Source organism: Clostridium sp. CM039 (genome assembly GCF_055081075.1).
The window spans coordinates 84,287-103,713 of record NZ_CM143649.1 but is presented as its reverse complement, the minus strand read 5'-3'; the positions used below and the strand labels follow the sequence as shown (position 1 = coordinate 103,713).

The following is a 19,427-nucleotide window of genomic DNA, read 5'->3' as shown; positions in this document are numbered from 1 at the left end:
AATACATGCTCTAATAATTGTATTAAGCAATCTATTATACCATTTTTTACGCACCTATTTCAAAGGAAATGCACTTATAGTTCTTTTAGATATTTTTTCAAATCTCCCCCTGTGATTTTTTCAAACTTACCCTTGTCTAATTTGAAATATTGTGCCTGCTTCTCTAGATCATTTATTAACTCTACTAAAGTTGCATGACAGGTAAGTACAAAAATCTGATGAGTTTTTGAAAGCTGTACTAATGCCTTAACTGTATTTTTCGTATGTGCAATATCAAAGTTAACAAAGGAATCGTCTAAAATCACTGGTAAACTTGGCTTAATTTCTTTTATTCTGCTTATACGAACTGCCAAAAATAATTGTTCTTTTGTGCCCCTGCTTAACTCTCTTGAACTCTCCTTAACACTCTCATCTCGTAATACAGTTTTAAAGTCTCCCTGCATTAAATCTTCCATAGGGACAATATCTTTGTATTCCCCAGAGGTTATTTCACTTAGAATATCACTAGCTCCTTTTAATAACTTATCCTTAGTACTTTCTAAAAACTTTTCTCTGATTTTTTCGAGTAATAAAGCTGCTGTATTATAAACAGCATATTTTTCTGCAAGGGGCCGCAAGTGGCCTCTTGCCTGTCTAATTTCTTTATCGTATTGCACTAACATCTCATCAGAATTTAAGGCTAGGAGTTCATCTTTTAAAGTTTGTTTTTCATTCTTTAAAATATCCAATTGCCCTATCAATTCTTTAATTTCAGCATTTAATCCCTCATATTCATAAGTGAGTTCATCTATATTGATATACTCCCTATATAAATTTTCGAGGATTTTTAATAGATTTGCATCATCACTGGGCGCAGCTTCTACTTTCCCATCATATAATATTTTTTTTATACGCTGGCTTTTTACCGATTGCAATAACTTCTCCTGAATAATTTTTAATTCGTTCTGCATATTTAAATATTTTATATACTTTTCTCCCTGACTTATATACTTTTCTATATTTAATATTATATCCTCTAAGTAATTGCTTCCAAGGAGCCCCAATATTTCATGCTCTACCATGTTTAATTTTAAGTAACTTTCATGGGCTTTTTCCACCAGTATCAAATGCTTATATAACTCCTCTAACTTTAGCAGTATGTCGCTACAAATATTTTCAATATTATCTAAATTTATTTCCTCTGGATTTTTAGTATTAAACTCAGTAAATTTTTTAAGCACCTCACCAATACTACTTAAAGATTCATTAAGGGTATTAAAGTGACTGCTTAGTTTTTTCTTTAATAAATAGTACTCCGATATTTCATCCTTTAAATAAGACACGGTTTTAAAATAATCCTTGATACCTTCTACTGAGACTCTTCCATCAAGCTTTAGAATGTCCCTATACTCGTCCATTATGTTGTTTAGTTCTCTTAAATCCTCATCTAAGCTTATTATTTCCTGGGAATTATTACTGATATCACCTGATCTATTCTCTATCTGAGTTTTAATTTCTATATTTCTATTTATAATTAGTTTGCTATTTGAGTAATTTATAAACAAATATAGGGCTGATCCTATTGCCCCAATTATTATTAGTGAACACCCAAGCAATTTATCTATAAAAAATAATGCCAAGCCTAAAATCATAAAAGATATTGTAAGATAAAAATACTTTTTCATATAAGTTGCAGAATCGCAGGTTACTATTTGTTTTTCTAAGATCTCCCTTTGGATTTTGAGGTCTCCACTTCTTTTATCACAAAGTGCTCTATCGTATTCTGCCTTTTTAAATTTTTCAATATTCTGTATTAAAATGCACTGTTGCACCTCATCACAATTAATCTCTGAAATACCTTTAAAACTAGACCAGTTATCATTTGATTTTTTAATTTTATTCATTAATAACTGTGTTTTCTCATAATACTCATTTTTTTCACTTAGTAGGTTCTTGTTCATTTCCTTAATGCCTGATATTCCATTATAAAAATCACTAATTAAATCCTTGCTACCTAAAAGCAATTCTTTCATAGGTTTCTCTGTGATTATTTCTCTTTGAAATCCATTGTTGTCATTATTGTACTGTTCTAACTCTTTAATATATTGAGTTTTTAGGGTCTTTGCTTTTTCTATATTATATTCCTTTATATCACTATGACTAAAAAAATATGTTTGAAGCTCACCCTCAATATTTTTTCTGTCTTGGTTAAGCTCGTAATTGTGCCTTAAAATGTCTAATTTAATTATATTATTATTGCTAATCTCAAGCTGCTTCTCCTTTGAAATTATGGTAGCCTGAAGATGGGACAAGCTATTTTTCTTTTCAGCAAAAGTATCTAACATGGATATGGATTTTTTCCTTCCCTCTACGCCTTTTTTAATATTCTCCGTGAAGGGCTTAAACATTTTAGTTGATGGATTTCCACGAGTTCCACCGATTGTATTAGCTTTTTCCCTTAACTCTTTAGCAACTCCAGGAATTTTTGCAATATGCTTAAAACCTGCACCCAGTAGCATAGACTGTAGGTTACTATCTTCCTTGCCAGAGCTTTTATTGAGTTCATCAAGACTTATGGTAAAGAGTTCTCTGTAGGCTGATTTATCTATATTATATAACCCTTTATTAGCTTTATTGTCTGTAGCATTATTATAAACTATCTCCGGATTACTAAATCCTTTTAAAAGTACATTTACGCCATTTCCATCATCTAATAATAAATCACATCGTACATTGTATTGGAATTTAGCTGGGGGTATACCGCTATTCTTTGAAAACCCAAAGGGGATATTTCTAAGTACCTGCATTAAGGTAGTTTTACCAGATCTATTTGCACCACCAATAACTATTATGCCGCTACCCAAGTCTTCCAGTTTTTCACCTTGAAACACGCCAAAATCTCTAATATCTAGCTGTGTTATTTTCAAATTCTCACCACCCCTACATTATTTCTAAAGCTTCTGCCAATTTTTCAATAAGCAATTCTCTAGCTTGTGATATAATATCCTGCATAATCTCTTCATCAAAATCAAATTTATCTTCATCTATATTTTCTGTATAAATTTGTTTTTTCCAAATGGATCCCCAATTTTTTGCAAGTTGGTTTTTATGCTCAGGGTCCTCAGTATATAAGCTAATTATTTCATCTAAATCCTTAAAAATAGAGTTTTGCATTTTTAGACTTTCAAAATCCTGCATAAGTGGTTTGGTTCTAAATATTATGGAATCTATCCACAGAAAATATTTTTGGGCGACCAGTTCTTCATTTATATCCTCTATAAACTGCTTATAATCATCTTCCGTCATGTTATTTATATCACCGTGCATATCTGTTCTTCCTTTTATTATAAGCTTCACAATATAGCCTTTAAATTCATCCAATAGATCTTCGTTTAAAGGCGTACTTTCCTTAGAATATGTATCTTCATTTAAAGGAACAATCTCGCTATAAATTTCAGGAAGACTATATGTTAAACTACTTATCTTATCGTAAATTACTCGAAGTAAATCACTATAATTTTCTATTTCATTCTCATCACCTATTATTACTTCTACCCTTTTATACATAACTGTTGCTACAGGTATGAATTCCATATGGGCAATTTCTTTCTTGCATGCTGTAACTAAGAAAACTCCCCCTACTCCCTGTTCTCCCATATCACGCCCTTGAGGAATCCCTGGGAAAGCTATAATAGGTTTCATAGTGCTTAAAATACTTAGTTTATGAATATGACCTAGAGCCCAATAATCTATATTAGGCACCACCTTAAGTTCCTCCAAAGTGCAAGGAACATAATTTTTATTATCCCCTTCTAAAGCAGTATGTAGCATTGCAATATTAAAAACATCATTATCCAATAAATAGTTTTCATATATTTTTTCTCTTTCGGATCGATGCTTATAAGATTTCCCAATAATTTTTGCTATAACTTTCCCTTCTTTGTATACCACAAAACTCTCTGCTTTATCAGCGCTTAATATATGAACATTTTGTGGCATAGCAAATAATTCCTGTGCATCATTTATAGCATCGTGATTACCGTAAATAGCATATACACTTATATCTTTTTCATTTAGTCTTTCGCATTGATTAATAAAAAAACTATTTCCTCTTACTGATCTTAAATAGCTATCATAAACGTCTCCACAAAGTAATATAAAATCTACCTTGTATGAAATAGCTTTATTACATATCCTTTCAAAGGCATCATAGACAGCGTCTTTACACAAGCCTTGAATTTCCTCCTGTGGTTTCCCATTTATATTAAGAAAGGAACCTAAATGCAAGTCTGCAGCATGAATAAATCGAAATGTTCCACTCATTACTTTACCACCCCCTAATATAGATTTTACCATAAAAACCAAAAGTAATATTACTACTACTCCATTAAGATTTTATTATTCCCTACAATATAAAAAAATTTAAGTTATAATAGTATCTATAAATATTTTAGGGAGGTTATTAAAATGAAATTTATAGATTTAAGAAGTGATACAGTAACGCAGCCTACACAAAATATGAGACAAGCTATGTTCACAGCTGAAGTTGGAGATGATGTTTATGGAGATGATCCAACTGTAAAAACACTAGAAGAGTATGCTGCTAAACTTGTTGGCAAAGAAGCTGCGCTATTTGTACCAAGTGGTACAATGGGTAATCAACTAGCACTTTTTACTCATTGCACTAGGGGTAATGAAGTAATTCTTGGTGATGATTGCCATATAGTAATGCATGAAGTTGCTGGTGCATCAATAATTGCTGGGGTTCAGCTTAGAACTCTAATGAGCAATAAGGGTGAATTAGATCCTAAAGAAATTGAATCTAAAATCAGAAAAGAGGAAGAAGACATTCATTATCCTAGTACAGGCCTTATATGCATAGAAAATGCTCATTCCTTCGGTACAGTAATACCTCTAAGTACAATGAAAAAAATTTACACCTTGGCAAAAGGGCATGAAGTACCTGTTCACTTAGATGGAGCAAGGCTTTTTAATGCTTCTGCTTACTTAGATGTGGATGCAAAAGAAATTACTAAGTATTGTGATTCTGTTATGTTTTGCCTATCCAAAGCTCTTTGTGCACCTATAGGTTCTATGCTTGCGGGCAGTAAAATTTTTATTGATAAGGCAAGAAAGAAAAGAAAAGTTTTAGGTGGAGGTTTAAGGCAATCCGGTATTCTAGCTGCAGCAGGCCTTGTAGCACTTTGTGAGATGATTCCACAACTTAAAATAGATCATAAAAATGCTATAGTTCTAGGCGAAGAATTGTCAAAAATCCCTGGCATAGTAGTCAATAAGGAATATATCCATATTAATATGCTATTCTTTGATATGAGGAGTACTGGATTTAGTAGCGATAAATTAGTAGAGAAATTCTACAATAGAGGAATAAAAATTAATGGAGAAGAAGATGGATTAATGCGTTTTGTTACTCACAATTGGGTTTCTGATAAAGATGTTGAATTTGTTATATCCTCTCTGAAAGAAATTCTTACTCTTGGCTAATTTTTATAATTTATTTATTATGCCTTATAGTATAATAAATAAAAAAAAGCATACAATAATCTTAGTAGATGATTTATTATGGTTGAGTCTAGAGTGCTCGTAGGCTGGAAATGGCTTTAGAGTATTCGGCCAAAGGTGTATGCGAGATCTGCTAAGGTTTTGTATATGCTGGAGGGAAGATTATTATGGGTTCTTAACAGCTGGATATGTGCCTAACCGTATATATATGGTTCTCCCGGATGTGTAATATTCGAGCTAAGATGATATAGGTTGCCGCAGGTTTTATTAACTTATAACTAGGGGTTATTCTTAATCGAGAGATTGTTTTTGGCTCCCAAGGTGTTCTATATTGTCGAGCAAAGATGTATATATGTGCTGTAATGCTTGTATGTTGTTGAAAGATTACAAATAGGTGTGTAGGTATGTATATGGGTTGTAGCGAAGACTGTTCTAAGTTGTCAAATAATCCCTAGGGTTAAAAGGCAAGTTATTAGGTACATGAAAATAAATAACAAGTCAAATAGGCTAGCATATTGACTTGTTATTTGTTTAAATGTATTTATAATAAACTTGCCTTTTTGTTTTTCAGTAATCTATAAATCTGAAACCTTGTGGGTATTATTTTTTTATCATTTCTTTATTTTCACTCATAGGTTTACTAACATCATAATGGCCTTTGATAGTATCTACCTTTTTCCCGTCAACAAGAAATTGAACCTTTGTTATTCCTAATTCCTTATCTAAAACCAATGTGTTTATTATTGAAAATAAAGCCATTCCCTCACCTGCAGAGCCACCCTGCATTTTCTCACTTAAGTTACCTTTAAAATCAACATAAGCTATATGTTCTTTAATCTGCACATCTAGTACTTGTGCTCTAACAGGCAATGTTGCATACAATTTTCCTGCTCCTTCGCTCATTGCACTAGGTCCTTTTACTAATTCCTCTACGATAGATTTAGCTGTAGGCTTTGTTATATTTCTTTTCTCTCCTACTAAGTACATAGCTTGATCATCACTAAAATACAGCAGCACTTCACTACTTTTCACTTCTTCTTTAGGCTCTGATTTAGTTTCTTCTTTAGGTTCTGATTTAGTTTCTTCTTTAGGTTCTGATTTAGTTTCTACTTTAGTAACTGCTTTTGGCTCCTCTTTTTTTACCTCAGATTTCCCACAAGCGACCAATGTAAATATTACCACACTACATAATATTACTGAAAGAGTCCTCTTCATTTTTGTCACCTTCCTATTTACATCTCATGTAGCACATGCTACACGTATTGATTTTGCTTATTATATTAATCGTTGACAAAATATAAAAACATCTTAATTTCGTTAGCAATTATTTCTAATTATATCATAAATTATGATGTTATGTGACAATCTTTTTTAAAAATTAAGTTTCTCTAATTGTACATACCATTTAGTATATGCATTTCCATATCCATCTCTATAAGTGCCTTTTGAATCCTTCACCATAACTATTGCTCTTTTATTTATTTTATAAATGAACCCACTATATTTTTTACCTGCATTCACAAAACTCACCTTTTGTCCTATTATTAAACCGTATTTTTGTGAAATTACCTCCTTTTGACTTGGCAATTGGTGATACACATCCGTATGGGCAAATAAGTTATTAACCATAGTTTTAAACCTAAGTTTTTTGCAACTAGATTCTTTATAAATATGTAGTTCAATTAAATGGCATAATTCATGTTCTAATACTATTTGGAATGCCTCTAAGGAATCTTTTGTATTTATACCAGATACTATTTTGTCTCTGTCTACCTTATAATACTGAAAAAAGAATTTTATTCCCATCCTGATTTCATAACTTTCTTCTGCTTCCTGCAATAGTTTTATCTTTCTACTATACATAGTTTTTCCTGCAGCAGAAGTCATCCTAGTGGATAATGAAAAAATTAAGCTCCCTTTGAATCTTTTACTAAAGTAATCATAAAAAAATTCTTCATCATACAAATAGAATAAAATTTTCAAATCCTCATTTGACATGCATTGTATATTTCCATTTTTTACATTAATAGATCTTACTATAAATTTCTTTCTTATGCTATTTCTTTTTTCAATTATTTCTGACCTGCCATACTCTAAATCTTTTATATTTTCATTTATCATTGCCTTACTTCCTTATTCTTAGGTTGATTCATAAAAATAAGTAGTCAGTATATCCTGACTACTTATTTATTTCCATGTGCCTAATACTTAAAAACTCTAGTGAATTTTAAACAGTTTTTAAAATAGCGGTGTCAATTATAAAATTAAGTGTGTCTTTAGGCTCATTAGAACTTTCCCTTAACCTATTAATAAATTCATCTTGCATTTCAATTACATCAACATTCTGCAATTCAAATTTTTCTTTGATTTCATTAATTTTCTTATCAATATTTTCTTTGTGAAAAGATAGTGCTATATTCTTTTTAATAGCCAATTTAAAAACTAACAATAAATTTAGGTATTCTTCTTTGTTTATTTCTAAATCATTCTTTCCTAATGCTCCATTTAAAAATTCTATAGATTTATTTAATTGATTAGTATACTTCTTAGTGTCTTCACTGCCTATGATAAATGCTAATATAGCTTTTACAGTGTATTTTATATTTTTTTCTAATTTATCTTCCACATTAATACCAAAAGCTCCGCTGGCAAATTGGTTCGACGCCAAAATCCTTAATAACTCATTTCTTTGAAAATTAGAATATTTATCATTGCCTTCTTTTAGTTTTAATAAATCTTTATAATAAAATGCTGTTGATTCAGAGTCTTCATCTAAACTTTCACAGGAAATCCCTAATTTTTTCGTTGTTTTAACGGGTAAAATCTCTCTTATTCTTATTCCTATTATTGGATCTTCCATCTCTTCATAAAGAATAAAAGAAGTTTCTTTGCAAATTATACCAACCTTTTTAGAAATTTCAACAATTTTATTGCTCATTGCATCACGAAGTTCCCCTCGTTCATACTTGACTCTGTGTTGAAGAGATTCTATACGTTTTTTGTACCACATTTTTTCAATTAAATTCACATTTTCTTCTAGTTCAAGTTCATTAAGCATAATTATTCTTTGAATTCTATTGTTACCAACTTTTCCTTTTAAAGTTACAACCCCGCCCACTTCTCCTTTAATTTTAGCAAAAATTGAAAATGGTTCTTTATCATACATATATTCAATAGTTCTTGGGAATGTTGTTTCCACATTCATTTTACCCCAATCAATTTCAATGTCAGTAATTTGAGGATTTTTAATTCTATTAAATTGTCTAAGCACCTTATCTTCAATTCTCTCATCTGGGGAAATAACTTCTGCGGCACCATAGCTAATACGAGCTAATTTATTTATGAAATAACTGTTTACTGAAGTATCTATTCCAAAAGTAAATATTCGGCTTTCTTTAATGTTCTCTTCCACAAAATTCAATATTTCTTTTTCATTTTCAACCACATCATCTGTAAATAAGAATATTATATTTTCTTCTTTTTCACTTTTCCCAAGTAGTGCATATTTTATTGCATCAAAAATTGCTGCATCTTTTTCTGTTGTAAGTTCTTCAATCCACTTGCTAGCACTGCTTAAATTTTCTTCGTTAAACTCAACCCTCATCTCTTTAGAGAAGTAACTAAGCTTATCTCCAAACGCTGCAATATTAAAGGTATCTCCTAGTGTTAAATTTCTTAAACATAGTTGAAGCGCATTTTTACCTTCTATTAACTTATCTTCATCCATTGATATATCCAACAGCAATATATAATTTTCTCCAGTCGGTTTTTGTTCTATTTCAATCTCTGGTATAAACCTTAAATATAAAATCCCCTTATCATCTCTCGGATAATCATATATCATTCCTGTAGTTTCTAATTTTTCTTGCTCTTCTAGTATTATTTCTAAATCTTGATCCATTTTTTGATTTTTTCCATCTAACGTTACTTTATATAAATTATTTTCTTCATATTCAACCTTGAGTTTATGCGAAGAACATTTAAATTTTAATTTTGTTAAGGATTCAACTAATAGGCTTAAAGTGAACTTATAATTTTCATTGGTGCTACTATCTTTATTAGATAGTAAATTATTATTAGTAGAAAGATTTATTGGAGTTATTATAGTTGGAATAATTAATTTTAAGTTTCTATTTTCATAACTAAGTTCTTCTATATAAGACACTTTAATTTTCACAACTTCATTAGTAATTATCTTGCCAATAAATATTCTAACTATATTATCTTTAAATTCTTCCAGCATAAAAGTGTTATTATCTTTTCCCTTAAGATTTTCGTATAGTTTATTTGCTTCTTCCTTATCTTGTATTAATCCCTTTATAGTCCTACCGCCAAGCACTGCTTCAAAACCAGATATTACAGCTCCATCTGGAATTGGGAAAGTATAAATTGCTTCTACATTATTGCTTCCTTTATTCTCATATACATGGTCAATAGTATACTCCGCAAATTCCCCACATAAATTTCCTCTTATATTAACTTCTTTTAAAATTATATTATTTTTCAATTCTTTTTTATGTTTATTTTTATTAATCGACATTGTATCCCTCCTGATTTTAATACCAAAAACTTCACAGAATTTTTAAAATATTATATATATATTTTATCATTAATTTCAAAATTAGTCTTCGAATTTTTGCAACAATTTTATTATTAAACGAAACTTCTAATAGTTCTATAGATTTTCGTCTTTTTTTTTAACATCACCTGTTACGCTATAATACTGGCTTGTTATTTGTTTTTATGTGCATTATAATAAATAGGTATGTGCTATAAGAACATACTATTAATTTAAGTTCTATTGAAAGGGGAGATTCTCTAATGAAAAATTGTATCGTAGCGCAATCAGGAGGTCCAACTTCCGTAATAAATGCTAGTGCTATAGGATTACTAGACGCAAATATAAATTCTCACTATTATGATAATGTTTATGCTGGTATATATGGAATACAAGGTATTTTAGACAACCACATTGTAAACCTATCCACCATTAACTATGATGATGTTAAAGGATTAAAATACACGCCTTCCTCTGGTCTTGGTTCTTGCAGATATAAATTAAAACCATTTGAAAAAAGCACCGAGGAATACATAAAACTCTTTGAAATATTAGAAGAATATGAAATAAAAACATTCTTCTATATCGGGGGGAATGATTCACAAGATACTGTTCATAAATTTAGCGTTTACGCAACTGAGCATAATAAGGATATAAAATTTATTGGCATTCCTAAAACAATAGATAATGATCTACCAATTATGGATCATACCCCAGGCTTTGGAAGCGCAGCTAAACTAATTGCCACTCAAGTTCTTGAAAACTTCCTAGATGCCAGTGTTTATCCTGCAAAAGGGGTTTTCATACTTGAAACTATGGGACGTGATACTGGGTGGCTCGCTGCTAGTGCTTGCCTTGCAACTATTAACGGTAAACCTGCCGCGGATTTTATATATCTACCAGAAGTAGCTTTTGATGTAGAGAAATTTTTGAAAGATGTCAGTAAAAAACTTACTGAAAAAAATCATGTTTTCGTAGTAGTATCTGAGGGCATCCGAACTAAAGAAGGTAAATTCTTAGGTGAAATGGGAGCAACATGCCTCGATAAATTTGGTCATGTTCAATTAGGTGGTGTTTGTGCCTACCTTAAGGATTTAATTTTAACTACGAGTACCGCTGAAAAAGTTAGAGTTTTAGAACTTTCTACAACTCAACGTTGTTCAATGCACTGTGCATCTCAAACAGATATTGATGAAGCATATGAAGTAGGAAAAGCCGCTGCTATTTATTCTATAGATGGAATAAGCGGAAATATGATAGGTATAAGAAGACTTTCAAACGATCCTTACACCTCTGCAACTTTTGCGCTCGATACTGTACATGTTGCAAATAACATAAAATACTTCCCTTTGGAATGGATAAATTCGGAAGGTAATAATGTTACGCGCGACGCATACGAATACACCTTGCCATTAATAATGGGGGAACCAAAAATATCAATAGAAAATGGTCTTCCTAAATATACATTTTTAGAAGAATCCTTTAAATTTTAAAACAAAACCGTAACAAGGTTAGTTTAATATTTCCTAAAGGTAATAAAAAAGGTAGATATTTTTGCTGTTGCAGAAATATCTACCTTTTTAGCTTTTAACTATCCTATGATAACGGGTTCTCATTACCATATTTAAAATAAATTAATGAATTTAAAAATCTCTGGTATTTATTAATTTCAGAACTAACTTCGCGTCCTCTAAATATTACTATTGAAATAACTTCCCATAAAAATACCCAGCCGCCTATGTTAAATCCTTGTTGCAATGTTTCTAAGATTATGTTTTCACCAACTATTGTACCTAAAAAAATAGACATTGCTAGTAAACTAAATGATGAAACTAAATATTTGAATAACCTACTATAATTCCCCTTTAAAACTCTAATTTCTTGATGCAAATAAAAGGAATAATAAGTTTTAATACCTGCAATTAACAATTCTTCTCTGGTTACATCTTTTCCCTCTTTAGGTAAGTAGAAACATATATCTACTCCATGTTTAGCCGGAATATCTTCAAAACAGTTTTCAAGAAAAAGTGCTAAATCCGGATCCATATCTCTTTTTCTAAAAGGAGCACGATCCCATTCATTAAATATGTCAGTGTATTTATCTATAGCTACCTGTATAACATAATTTCCTGTACTAGTATTTTTCTCGTAAATTTTTTGAAGATAATCACTTTTTTTAGCCTTCATGGGTTTTTCCTTTCCTCTATTATTCATGTTCTGCAAAATGTTTTGCATATTATCAACCTTCCATAACCGATTCAGTTATGACTTATTATACAACTTTTATTCACAAGAGCCAAAGGTCGCCATTCTAGGTAGTTTAGCGATTACCTAAACTATTCGAGTAATCCTCTAGTTTTCATTAAAGTCCTTATGTTTAGACTGTCATTTGCAAATATTTGAAATTTTACAGTTAATTATAAAATTAAATTCAAGTACCAGTTTAAAATTTTATCACCCCAAATTATCATTAAAAAAGCGGCTATTATAATAGATGGACCAAAGGGCATTTCTGCTCTACCATTCTTTTTCTTGAATCTCATTAAATAAACACCAATGATTCCCCCAATTATAAAAGAAAAGAACATCATCGCAATGGTTAGTTTAAACCCTAAAAACAAACCACAAAGCCCGCAAATCTCTGCATCTCCCCAACCCATACCCTCTGTCCCAAGAATAAGTTTTGACAATAATATAATAAAGGTAATTGTACCTGCTCCGAGTATCCCTCCATAAATGTAGGTAACTATTGATTGTCCCATGTAGATATTCACTCCTAGTAAAACAATACCCATAGCAACAGCCAACCATATTGTAGTGGTATATACTTCCATAGTATCATAATCTATCATAGCTATAACTATTAAAAAAGGTATAAGTATTAAATACCGTGCTAGATAAATACTGGCTCCATATTGAAAATAAGTTAATAAAAAAAATATAGCTGTTGTAATTTCTACCAGTGCATATCTGCTAGATATCCTCTCTCCGCAATTTCTACATTTGCCCCTTAAAAAAATCCAACTGAATACTGGTATAAGATCATAAGGTTTAATATCACTGCCACAAGAAGTACAGTGCGATGCTGGGTATGCTATATTTTCTCCTTTTGGAATTCTATATATACATACATTTAAAAAACTTCCTATTAATAATCCTAAGATAAAAATAATTATTCCGAAAATACTTTCCATAGGTAGAACCTCCTTGAATTTGCTTTTATATTTAAATACAAAGAAGCATTTATATTAATCTATTTTAATATAAGTTTTTAACTCTATTGTATTTATTTTCATTATTACTGTAACATATATAAGCAAATAATAACATTCAAAATATAAATTAATGATAATTAAATCCACAAAATAAGATGTTTTAGGAGGATTACTTTAATATAAAGTTTTTTCAAATATTAATGCAACGTAATCTTGTGAATGTCTAATAATTCAAAGTCCAAAGTCCAAAGTCATTAAAACTTTGGACAAATAAATAAGACTACAGATATGCTTATTATTTTGCGGGAGGATAAACTCCCTTTTGTTTAGGATACAACTGGGCGCCACCAACTGTAACAAAAACATTGTCATTACCATCGATTTCAACAAAAAACTCACCATCAGTAACTGCCTTAACATCAGGCTCTACTTGAAGATAATCCGTTATTTCTTTGCCTAAATGACTTGGTTTAAAGTAAGTTGCTTTTGTTATGCCATCCTTAGCAATAAGAGTATTTGTGGCATCACCAATAACCTTTGCGCTAGCTACATCAACTTTTGCTTTAGCATCCTTTTGTACCCCACTAAACTTAGGCACCGCAATTGCCGCTAAAATCCCAATAATTGAAATTACAATTATTAGTTCAATTAGGGTAAATCCTTTTTTCTTTTTAACATTTTTCATCATTCTTTGTTTCCCCTTTTGTTATCTTTTTATTTTAACTCCTTTTGAGAGCTAATAACTTTTAATTGAGTTGAGTTTTACATGTGAGACCCGCTTTATAGGACTCTGTATTTCTTCCATAAATAAGTAGCCAATTTATAGAAGAACTATAAACTGACTACCATGGTTATATTTACAATGTTATCCTTATTTATTATTTATATACATATTTGCATGCATCAGTTTCTGCTCACATTAGTTAAGTAAAAGAAATCTAGATGCTATTAAAAAAATAGGAACGCTATGGACTGCTATTTCAACCCATGGCTTTCCTACACTACATCAAATCCATATTTTTTATCAACTATTTTACTATTAAAGTCATACCTTATTAGCTTAAAAGACATATACAAGTCCCCTGAAGCTCCTAGTAAATTAATCAGGAATATTATACCTCCCAGCCAAATAGGTAGCAATAATGTTATAATAGATAGTACTGTTAAAGGTGCCATAAGGATGATTAGAAATTTAGTGCGATCTATAGGTAGCTCAGATATTTCCTGGGTATATGCATAAATGCCTTTGAATCCATACCTAACTTTACCACCAAAAGCTAAAAATGCTAATCCATGTATACTCTCATGGACAATTGATATAGGAATCATAAGAAGCAACACATATATGTAAAAATTAATGATTAAGTTTGACGTTGGGTAAAAAATAAAAGGTTTTAGAAAGAAATTATCTAGTATGTTATTTGCGCTACTCCCCAGGAGCTTTACGGTTATAAATGTTATTAAAATGCATATTACATGCGTTTTCCACGTAATTTTAAAAGACATGCCATCACCTCTTTTGAAAGTGTTGACATGTCTTTAAATTGTTAAACTATTTTTATTATTTATTACTTTAATTATTTGCATAATATATAATTGGTGTACTGGCACTAGGTAACACAACCGTACTTATGTTATCAAGTACAACTTCATATGTTACACTATAATTTTGTCCGTTAGCATTATTTGTTACTTTATACTTTAGCATCCCCTTATCCGTAGCAGTCAAAAAAGATAAATCTGTTAGCATATCACCTATGGTTATTTCACTAACTAAAGTTTCATCACTATTTTTCCTTACTTGCTTTACTAAGTGATTACCTGTGTATGCTAATACATAATAATTAACATTCACATTTTGTTCTTTAACAATTGTTTTGTCACTATTTATTATTTTAGCACTTCTAATATCTTTTTTAATATAATCTCCAACTAGTCTAACAACTTGTTGATTATTCATTTGTATATTAGTTTTTTTGAAATATCTATTTCCAAAATCTCCAATAGAAAAAATTAAAGCTATAGCCATTATCATTATTGGAATTGTTACAACCAATTCCAATAGTGTAAATCCCTTTTTATGAAAGCCCTTATTTTGATTCATTTAATATTACTCTCCTCTAAGCGCTTCATCCAACGGAACAAAGGTAGATAGCGTTGTTTGGTTGTCGCCACTTTTATCAAAAGTAAACACCGTACCTTTAATGCTTCCAGGTGTTAGTATCATTATGCCCTCAGAATTTTTCAACGTCATTGGAATCATCTTGCTTGTTTGAACTACACCTGTAGTCGAATTACCTTTTATTGCATTCCCAATTATATTTTCAGCAGAAGAAACATTTATAGTCCTATTACCATTAACATGAATATTTTTTAAGCTACCTGTAATAACTGGTAAAAATGTAACTAATACTATTGAAATTATTGCAAGCGAAGCGATTTCTTCTACTAATGTAACCCCGCTTTGTTTTGAAACAGTTTTCATAAACTCACTTCCTAAAAATAATTTTTTTTATTTCCAATAGGAGATTTCGTATCTATCTGAATTAACAGATAAAGGTGGCAGATCGCTAGGTAACTTTATTACAAATCCGCTATTAGTGACGGTAACTGTATTTCCAATAACAGCGCCTGTAATCTTTCCACTATTTAAAGTAATATCTGCATTAGGTGCATATAAAATTTGTGAACCTAAAAAGCTTCCACCATCAAAAAGAATGGATGTTCCTATGGAGGTCAAATTTCCTATAATCGCACCTGATCCAGTTAATATAATCTCCCCTGTGCCCCATGTTACAGAACCATAAATATGAGTTTCAGCATCCATAGTAAATGGAGTAGTATTGTTACAATAAAATTGTAATTTGTTTTTATCTCCATTTAATTTTCCATCGCTGTTAACATATCCTTTTAGGTTAGTACAATAGTCCACATATAGATTAACTTTATTACCTCCAGTAATTACAATTCTACCTTGTTTCATGTTTAAATTTTTTATTCTTATATTTCTATCCCCTGTACTTGTATTAATAGTTAGAGTAGTGTCATCTAATATTTCAATTTTTTCATAACATCCATCAGTGCTAATATTTACGCTACTAGCACCATTAATCGTAATATTACCCATATTTGCAAGACCATTTGGGAATCTTGGCATAACTGGCGTTGGGTAATTTCCAACAACAGTGTTAGGTGAATTCTCTACGGGTACAAGTTTAATCCAATTTCCTTGCTTTTTTACTACTGCACCTTCTAATTCACCATTGTTCCCAGTATTAGGAATTATAATTTTATGACCGCTCGTAATTACATCCTTATAATACTTAATTGAATTAGCAGCTATAGAGTTGGTCCCAATATCTCCATCCACACTACCGCCATTAAGAATAATACTACTATTAGCAAAAATAGCTGTAGTAATGATTGTAGGTGATATAGTATTTTTAAGAACAACTGTAACTGTATCTGTAATATATTTTGGACTTCCACCGTAGTCTTTACCATTATTAACTTTACCTGTTGATTTAATTAGTAATTTTCCATTTGTTATAGCCGGTATTGTTATGTTGAAATAACCATTACCAAAAATAGTATTATCAGAATGGAGTGGAAGTTGAGATACCAATGTACTCACATCCTTACTGTTCATAGATTCTATATATTTAGCCGCGGCTTCCGCCCCCGCTCTTGCTATATAATATGCTTGTGTCTTTTTTTCTTGATTTCTTGCATTGTTAGCTTCCCAAACTACACTAGTTCCTAAAGCCGAACACAAGATAAGTAAAACACCAACTATAGCAATTACCAGTAATAAAGAAGATCCCTTATTCCTTTGTAACTTTATATTTCTGCTCCTAGACACTAATATCAAGCCCCTTAATTAAACAAATTACTTTTCCCAACATTATCATCCTTAAAATCATAGCTTGGTTTGTTTTTAATAGTACCTTCAGTAGAATAGTAGTTCAAAACAATAGTTGCTTGTGTCCCCTTGCTTTCTCCCTGTGTTGAAGACATACTTATATCAACTATCTCAGCCAATCTACTATCCCCTTCTATGTCACTAATGAAACTTAAAACAGATGAATAATCACCGTTAATTATAACTGTTACTGGCACAAACATTAATTTATGATTTGTACTGTCAATAGAACTATCTACTTCATTGGCATTTGCAGTGATGTTTGCAGAATTATTCACACTATTTTTGGAAGAATAATTTACACTTTGCCCAAAGGCAACAGAAATTAGTTTAATTTTATTCTTAGCGGCAAAAGTATTTATGCTATAAGATATCTCAGGATTTCTTTCATTTTCAGGAAGCACCTTTACTGATTCATTATATATATTTTTAATATCTTCTAGCTTTTCAGTATTACTTATATTTGAACCATTAAATTTTTCAATCGAATCACATTCTATCTTTTTATCGCTTATGCTTTGATTTACAATCTTTATTTTTTGACTTATTGGTTTTAGAAAAAGATTGTAATATGGATACAAGATTACTAAAATGGTTCCTACTATAACCAGAAGTTTCTCTCTCTTACTAAAACTGCTCAATAAAATCACCTCAAAATTCTAAATATTTCTATTCACTTATCTCTATAGTAAATGTATACCCTTTTGTCTTAATATCAGAGTTATTTATGTTACCAATTTTAGCTATTGGATACTCAACTGACATTTGAAGATTTGCAGCAAAAGTGCTAATTGAAGCATAATTTGTTGAAGCTCCACCTATCATTATTGTTCCCTTTGAATAATTAATATCTGTAAGTGATACATCAACCGGAATATATTTTTCAAGATTTTTAATTTTGTTTGTGACACTTACCTTTTGCTTTATTAATAAATCTACTTCATTATTATATAAGTTATAGTTTTTAATATCTGACAAAATCTTTTTGTTTTCTTGAACGACTTCGTAATTGTCAGCAATTTCAGTTTTAAAATCCGATTCATCTGAAATAAGCTTATTCAAATAAAGCTTCGGGACATATACAATTGTAAAGAGTATTGCAAGAACTATAATTCCCATGGAAATATAGTTCTTGGCTTTTAATTTCCTCTCTCTTTTAACCTTTAGTTCGTAGGGTATTAAATTTAATTCAGACATGAGTTACTCCTTTCTAAGTAAAAGGCCTAGGGTGCCAATAAAATGTTTTATATTGCATTCAGTAGGAATTATTGTCTTCACTCCAATACTCTTAGCATCATCTAAAATATATACAGAGCAGTTAAAATAATTACTAACGTATTCACTTAAACCATTAATTACACAACCTCCGCCAATTAAATATATACTATCCAAATTACCCTTAGTTTTACCTATTGTAAAGAAAGTGACTATTTTTTCTAAAGATAATAAAACATTATTAAAAAGTGCTTTTATTCTGCCTTCAAGTTCATTATCATCTTTATTTTCTATAAAATTAATATTTTTTTCTAAATATTCAAATGCACTAATGTGCTCAATGTTTTCTTTTTTAATAATTTCCTTGAGTATATTATTTACACCAAATGGAATTTCTCTTTCAATAAAAAGTTTTCCTTTATCTAATATTATTATATTGGTATTGTTACTACCAATATCTATAACTCCAATATTCTCTGATGAAGTACTCTTTTTTGAAGCATCTTTAAACACTCTTCGTGCACAGTTAGAAGAAATATCTATTGCTACAATCTCTAAATTTAACATTTGAGAAATTTTAACTAATTGGTTGATTTTTTCTTTAGGTACAGCCGAAACTAAAAGTCTTAATGCTTTTTTTTCTGAGGTATCTATTTTCTCTATAATTTCATAATCGATAGTGTATTCGCTTATATCTCTTGGGAGATACTGATTCATTTCCCATTCAAGTGAAGTTTTTATTCCTCTATCATCCATTATTGGCATTTCTGTATGTCTTGATATAACCTCTTGTCCATGGATAGTAAAGGCAATCTCCTTTGTTCTAATGTTGTTCTTCTTTAAAAACACTCCAAGTGAATCCTTGATTTCTTCAAGATTCACTATTTTATCATCTTTAATGCTACCCTCTGAGGTTTTTATAGTTTCAAATAACTTAACTTGTTTTTTATTACCTATCATTATTTTCATACTGGTAGAACCTAAGTCTAGAGCAATTCTATCCTTTTCAAACACT

Annotated in this window: 17 protein-coding genes; 2 read left to right on the top strand and 15 right to left on the bottom strand. The window is 30.5% G+C overall.

What is annotated here, in order from left to right:
* Nucleotides 1-74: 74 nt before the first annotated feature.
* Together ACWJJ2_RS00375 and ACWJJ2_RS00370 are read right to left on the bottom strand one after the other, a co-directional pair.
* Nucleotides 75-2,906: an AAA family ATPase gene (locus ACWJJ2_RS00375; RefSeq protein ID WP_216301707.1), complete on the bottom strand. Its 2,832-nt coding sequence runs from the start codon at nt 2,904-2,906 to the stop codon at nt 75-77.
* A 13-nt stretch (nt 2,907-2,919) separates the two neighbouring features.
* Nucleotides 2,920-4,302, bottom strand: a complete 1,383-nt coding sequence (locus ACWJJ2_RS00370) for a metallophosphoesterase family protein (RefSeq protein ID WP_462953708.1) — start codon at nt 4,300-4,302, stop codon at nt 2,920-2,922.
* Nucleotides 4,303-4,446: 144 nt separating this feature from the next.
* Here ACWJJ2_RS00370 and ltaE point away from each other — a divergent pair, with 144 nt between their 5' ends.
* Nucleotides 4,447-5,484: a low-specificity L-threonine aldolase gene (ltaE, locus tag ACWJJ2_RS00365; RefSeq protein ID WP_462953707.1), complete on the top strand. Its 1,038-nt coding sequence runs from the start codon at nt 4,447-4,449 to the stop codon at nt 5,482-5,484.
* 618 nt (nt 5,485-6,102) lie between these two features.
* On the opposite strand, the gene ACWJJ2_RS00360 is transcribed toward ltaE, so the two are convergent.
* The 3 genes from ACWJJ2_RS00360 to ACWJJ2_RS00350 all read right to left on the bottom strand — a co-directional run bounded on the left by ACWJJ2_RS00360 (nt 6,103) and on the right by ACWJJ2_RS00350 (nt 10,042).
* Nucleotides 6,103-6,717, bottom strand: coding sequence for a GerMN domain-containing protein (locus ACWJJ2_RS00360; RefSeq protein ID WP_462953706.1), 615 nt, complete (start codon nt 6,715-6,717; stop codon nt 6,103-6,105).
* A 156-nt stretch (nt 6,718-6,873) separates the two neighbouring features.
* On the bottom strand, nt 6,874-7,623 hold the full coding sequence (locus tag ACWJJ2_RS00355; RefSeq protein WP_216301704.1) for a hypothetical protein: 750 nt from the start codon (nt 7,621-7,623) through the stop codon (nt 6,874-6,876).
* Nucleotides 7,624-7,729: 106 nt separating this feature from the next.
* On the bottom strand, nt 7,730-10,042 hold the full coding sequence (locus ACWJJ2_RS00350; protein ID WP_462953705.1) for a VIT and vWA domain-containing protein: 2,313 nt from the start codon (nt 10,040-10,042) through the stop codon (nt 7,730-7,732).
* A gap of 281 nt (nt 10,043-10,323) precedes the next feature.
* Between ACWJJ2_RS00350 and ACWJJ2_RS00345 the strand changes: the two genes are divergently transcribed.
* A complete protein-coding gene (locus tag ACWJJ2_RS00345; RefSeq protein ID WP_216301702.1) occupies nt 10,324-11,553 on the top strand; it encodes a 6-phosphofructokinase in 1,230 nt (409 codons plus the stop codon).
* Nucleotides 11,554-11,656: 103 nt separating this feature from the next.
* Here the strand turns inward: ACWJJ2_RS00345 and ACWJJ2_RS00340 are convergent, their stop codons facing one another.
* The 10 genes from ACWJJ2_RS00340 to pilM all read right to left on the bottom strand — a co-directional run bounded on the left by ACWJJ2_RS00340 (nt 11,657) and on the right by pilM (nt 19,426).
* Complete coding sequence (locus ACWJJ2_RS00340) at nt 11,657-12,295, bottom strand: hypothetical protein (protein WP_165411984.1); 639 nt, start codon at nt 12,293-12,295, stop codon at nt 11,657-11,659.
* A gap of 182 nt (nt 12,296-12,477) precedes the next feature.
* Nucleotides 12,478-13,254, bottom strand: coding sequence for a prepilin peptidase (locus ACWJJ2_RS00335; RefSeq protein ID WP_462953704.1), 777 nt, complete (start codon nt 13,252-13,254; stop codon nt 12,478-12,480).
* A gap of 316 nt (nt 13,255-13,570) precedes the next feature.
* A complete protein-coding gene (locus ACWJJ2_RS00330; RefSeq protein WP_290441233.1) occupies nt 13,571-13,963 on the bottom strand; it encodes a prepilin-type N-terminal cleavage/methylation domain-containing protein in 393 nt (130 codons plus the stop codon).
* Between the two features lie 308 nt (nt 13,964-14,271).
* Nucleotides 14,272-14,604 carry a DUF3267 domain-containing protein gene (locus tag ACWJJ2_RS00325; protein WP_216301700.1) on the bottom strand — a complete coding sequence of 111 codons (333 nt, stop codon included), beginning with the start codon at nt 14,602-14,604 and terminating at the stop codon, nt 14,272-14,274.
* A 244-nt stretch (nt 14,605-14,848) separates the two neighbouring features.
* On the bottom strand, nt 14,849-15,379 hold the full coding sequence (locus ACWJJ2_RS00320) for a PulJ/GspJ family protein (protein WP_216301699.1): 531 nt from the start codon (nt 15,377-15,379) through the stop codon (nt 14,849-14,851).
* Nucleotides 15,380-15,385: 6 nt separating this feature from the next.
* Complete coding sequence (locus ACWJJ2_RS00315) at nt 15,386-15,760, bottom strand: type II secretion system protein (RefSeq protein ID WP_216301698.1); 375 nt, start codon at nt 15,758-15,760, stop codon at nt 15,386-15,388.
* A gap of 27 nt (nt 15,761-15,787) precedes the next feature.
* On the bottom strand, nt 15,788-17,137 hold the full coding sequence (locus tag ACWJJ2_RS00310) for a DUF7305 domain-containing protein (RefSeq protein ID WP_462953703.1): 1,350 nt from the start codon (nt 17,135-17,137) through the stop codon (nt 15,788-15,790).
* Nucleotides 17,138-17,151: 14 nt separating this feature from the next.
* A complete protein-coding gene (locus ACWJJ2_RS00305; RefSeq protein ID WP_220286008.1) occupies nt 17,152-17,838 on the bottom strand; it encodes a hypothetical protein in 687 nt (228 codons plus the stop codon).
* 28 nt (nt 17,839-17,866) lie between these two features.
* Nucleotides 17,867-18,394 carry a PilN domain-containing protein gene (locus tag ACWJJ2_RS00300; RefSeq protein ID WP_220286009.1) on the bottom strand — a complete coding sequence of 176 codons (528 nt, stop codon included), beginning with the start codon at nt 18,392-18,394 and terminating at the stop codon, nt 17,867-17,869.
* 3 nt (nt 18,395-18,397) lie between these two features.
* On the bottom strand, nt 18,398-19,426 hold the full coding sequence (gene pilM, locus ACWJJ2_RS00295) for a type IV pilus assembly protein PilM (RefSeq protein WP_216301694.1): 1,029 nt from the start codon (nt 19,424-19,426) through the stop codon (nt 18,398-18,400).
* Between the last annotated feature and the right edge of the window lies 1 nt (nt 19,427).

What these genes read in the sequence shown, in the direction of transcription:
- ACWJJ2_RS00370 (WP_462953708.1), bottom strand. Translation starts at nt 4,302, where the DNA reads ATGAGTGGAACATTTCGATTTATTCATGCTGCAGACTTGCATTTAGGT.
- ltaE (WP_462953707.1), top strand. Translation starts at nt 4,447, where the DNA reads ATGAAATTTATAGATTTAAGAAGTGATACAGTAACGCAGCCTACACAA.
- ACWJJ2_RS00360 (WP_462953706.1), bottom strand. Translation starts at nt 6,717, where the DNA reads ATGAAGAGGACTCTTTCAGTAATATTATGTAGTGTGGTAATATTTACA.
- ACWJJ2_RS00355 (WP_216301704.1), bottom strand. Translation starts at nt 7,623, where the DNA reads ATGATAAATGAAAATATAAAAGATTTAGAGTATGGCAGGTCAGAAATA.
- ACWJJ2_RS00350 (WP_462953705.1), bottom strand. Translation starts at nt 10,042, where the DNA reads ATGTCGATTAATAAAAATAAACATAAAAAAGAATTGAAAAATAATATA.
- ACWJJ2_RS00345 (WP_216301702.1), top strand. Translation starts at nt 10,324, where the DNA reads ATGAAAAATTGTATCGTAGCGCAATCAGGAGGTCCAACTTCCGTAATA.
- ACWJJ2_RS00340 (WP_165411984.1), bottom strand. Translation starts at nt 12,295, where the DNA reads ATGCAAAACATTTTGCAGAACATGAATAATAGAGGAAAGGAAAAACCC.
- ACWJJ2_RS00335 (WP_462953704.1), bottom strand. Translation starts at nt 13,254, where the DNA reads ATGGAAAGTATTTTCGGAATAATTATTTTTATCTTAGGATTATTAATA.
- ACWJJ2_RS00330 (WP_290441233.1), bottom strand. Translation starts at nt 13,963, where the DNA reads ATGATGAAAAATGTTAAAAAGAAAAAAGGATTTACCCTAATTGAACTA.
- ACWJJ2_RS00325 (WP_216301700.1), bottom strand. Translation starts at nt 14,604, where the DNA reads ATGATTCCTATATCAATTGTCCATGAGAGTATACATGGATTAGCATTT.
- ACWJJ2_RS00320 (WP_216301699.1), bottom strand. Translation starts at nt 15,379, where the DNA reads ATGAATCAAAATAAGGGCTTTCATAAAAAGGGATTTACACTATTGGAA.
- ACWJJ2_RS00315 (WP_216301698.1), bottom strand. Translation starts at nt 15,760, where the DNA reads ATGAAAACTGTTTCAAAACAAAGCGGGGTTACATTAGTAGAAGAAATC.
- ACWJJ2_RS00300 (WP_220286009.1), bottom strand. Translation starts at nt 18,394, where the DNA reads ATGTCTGAATTAAATTTAATACCCTACGAACTAAAGGTTAAAAGAGAG.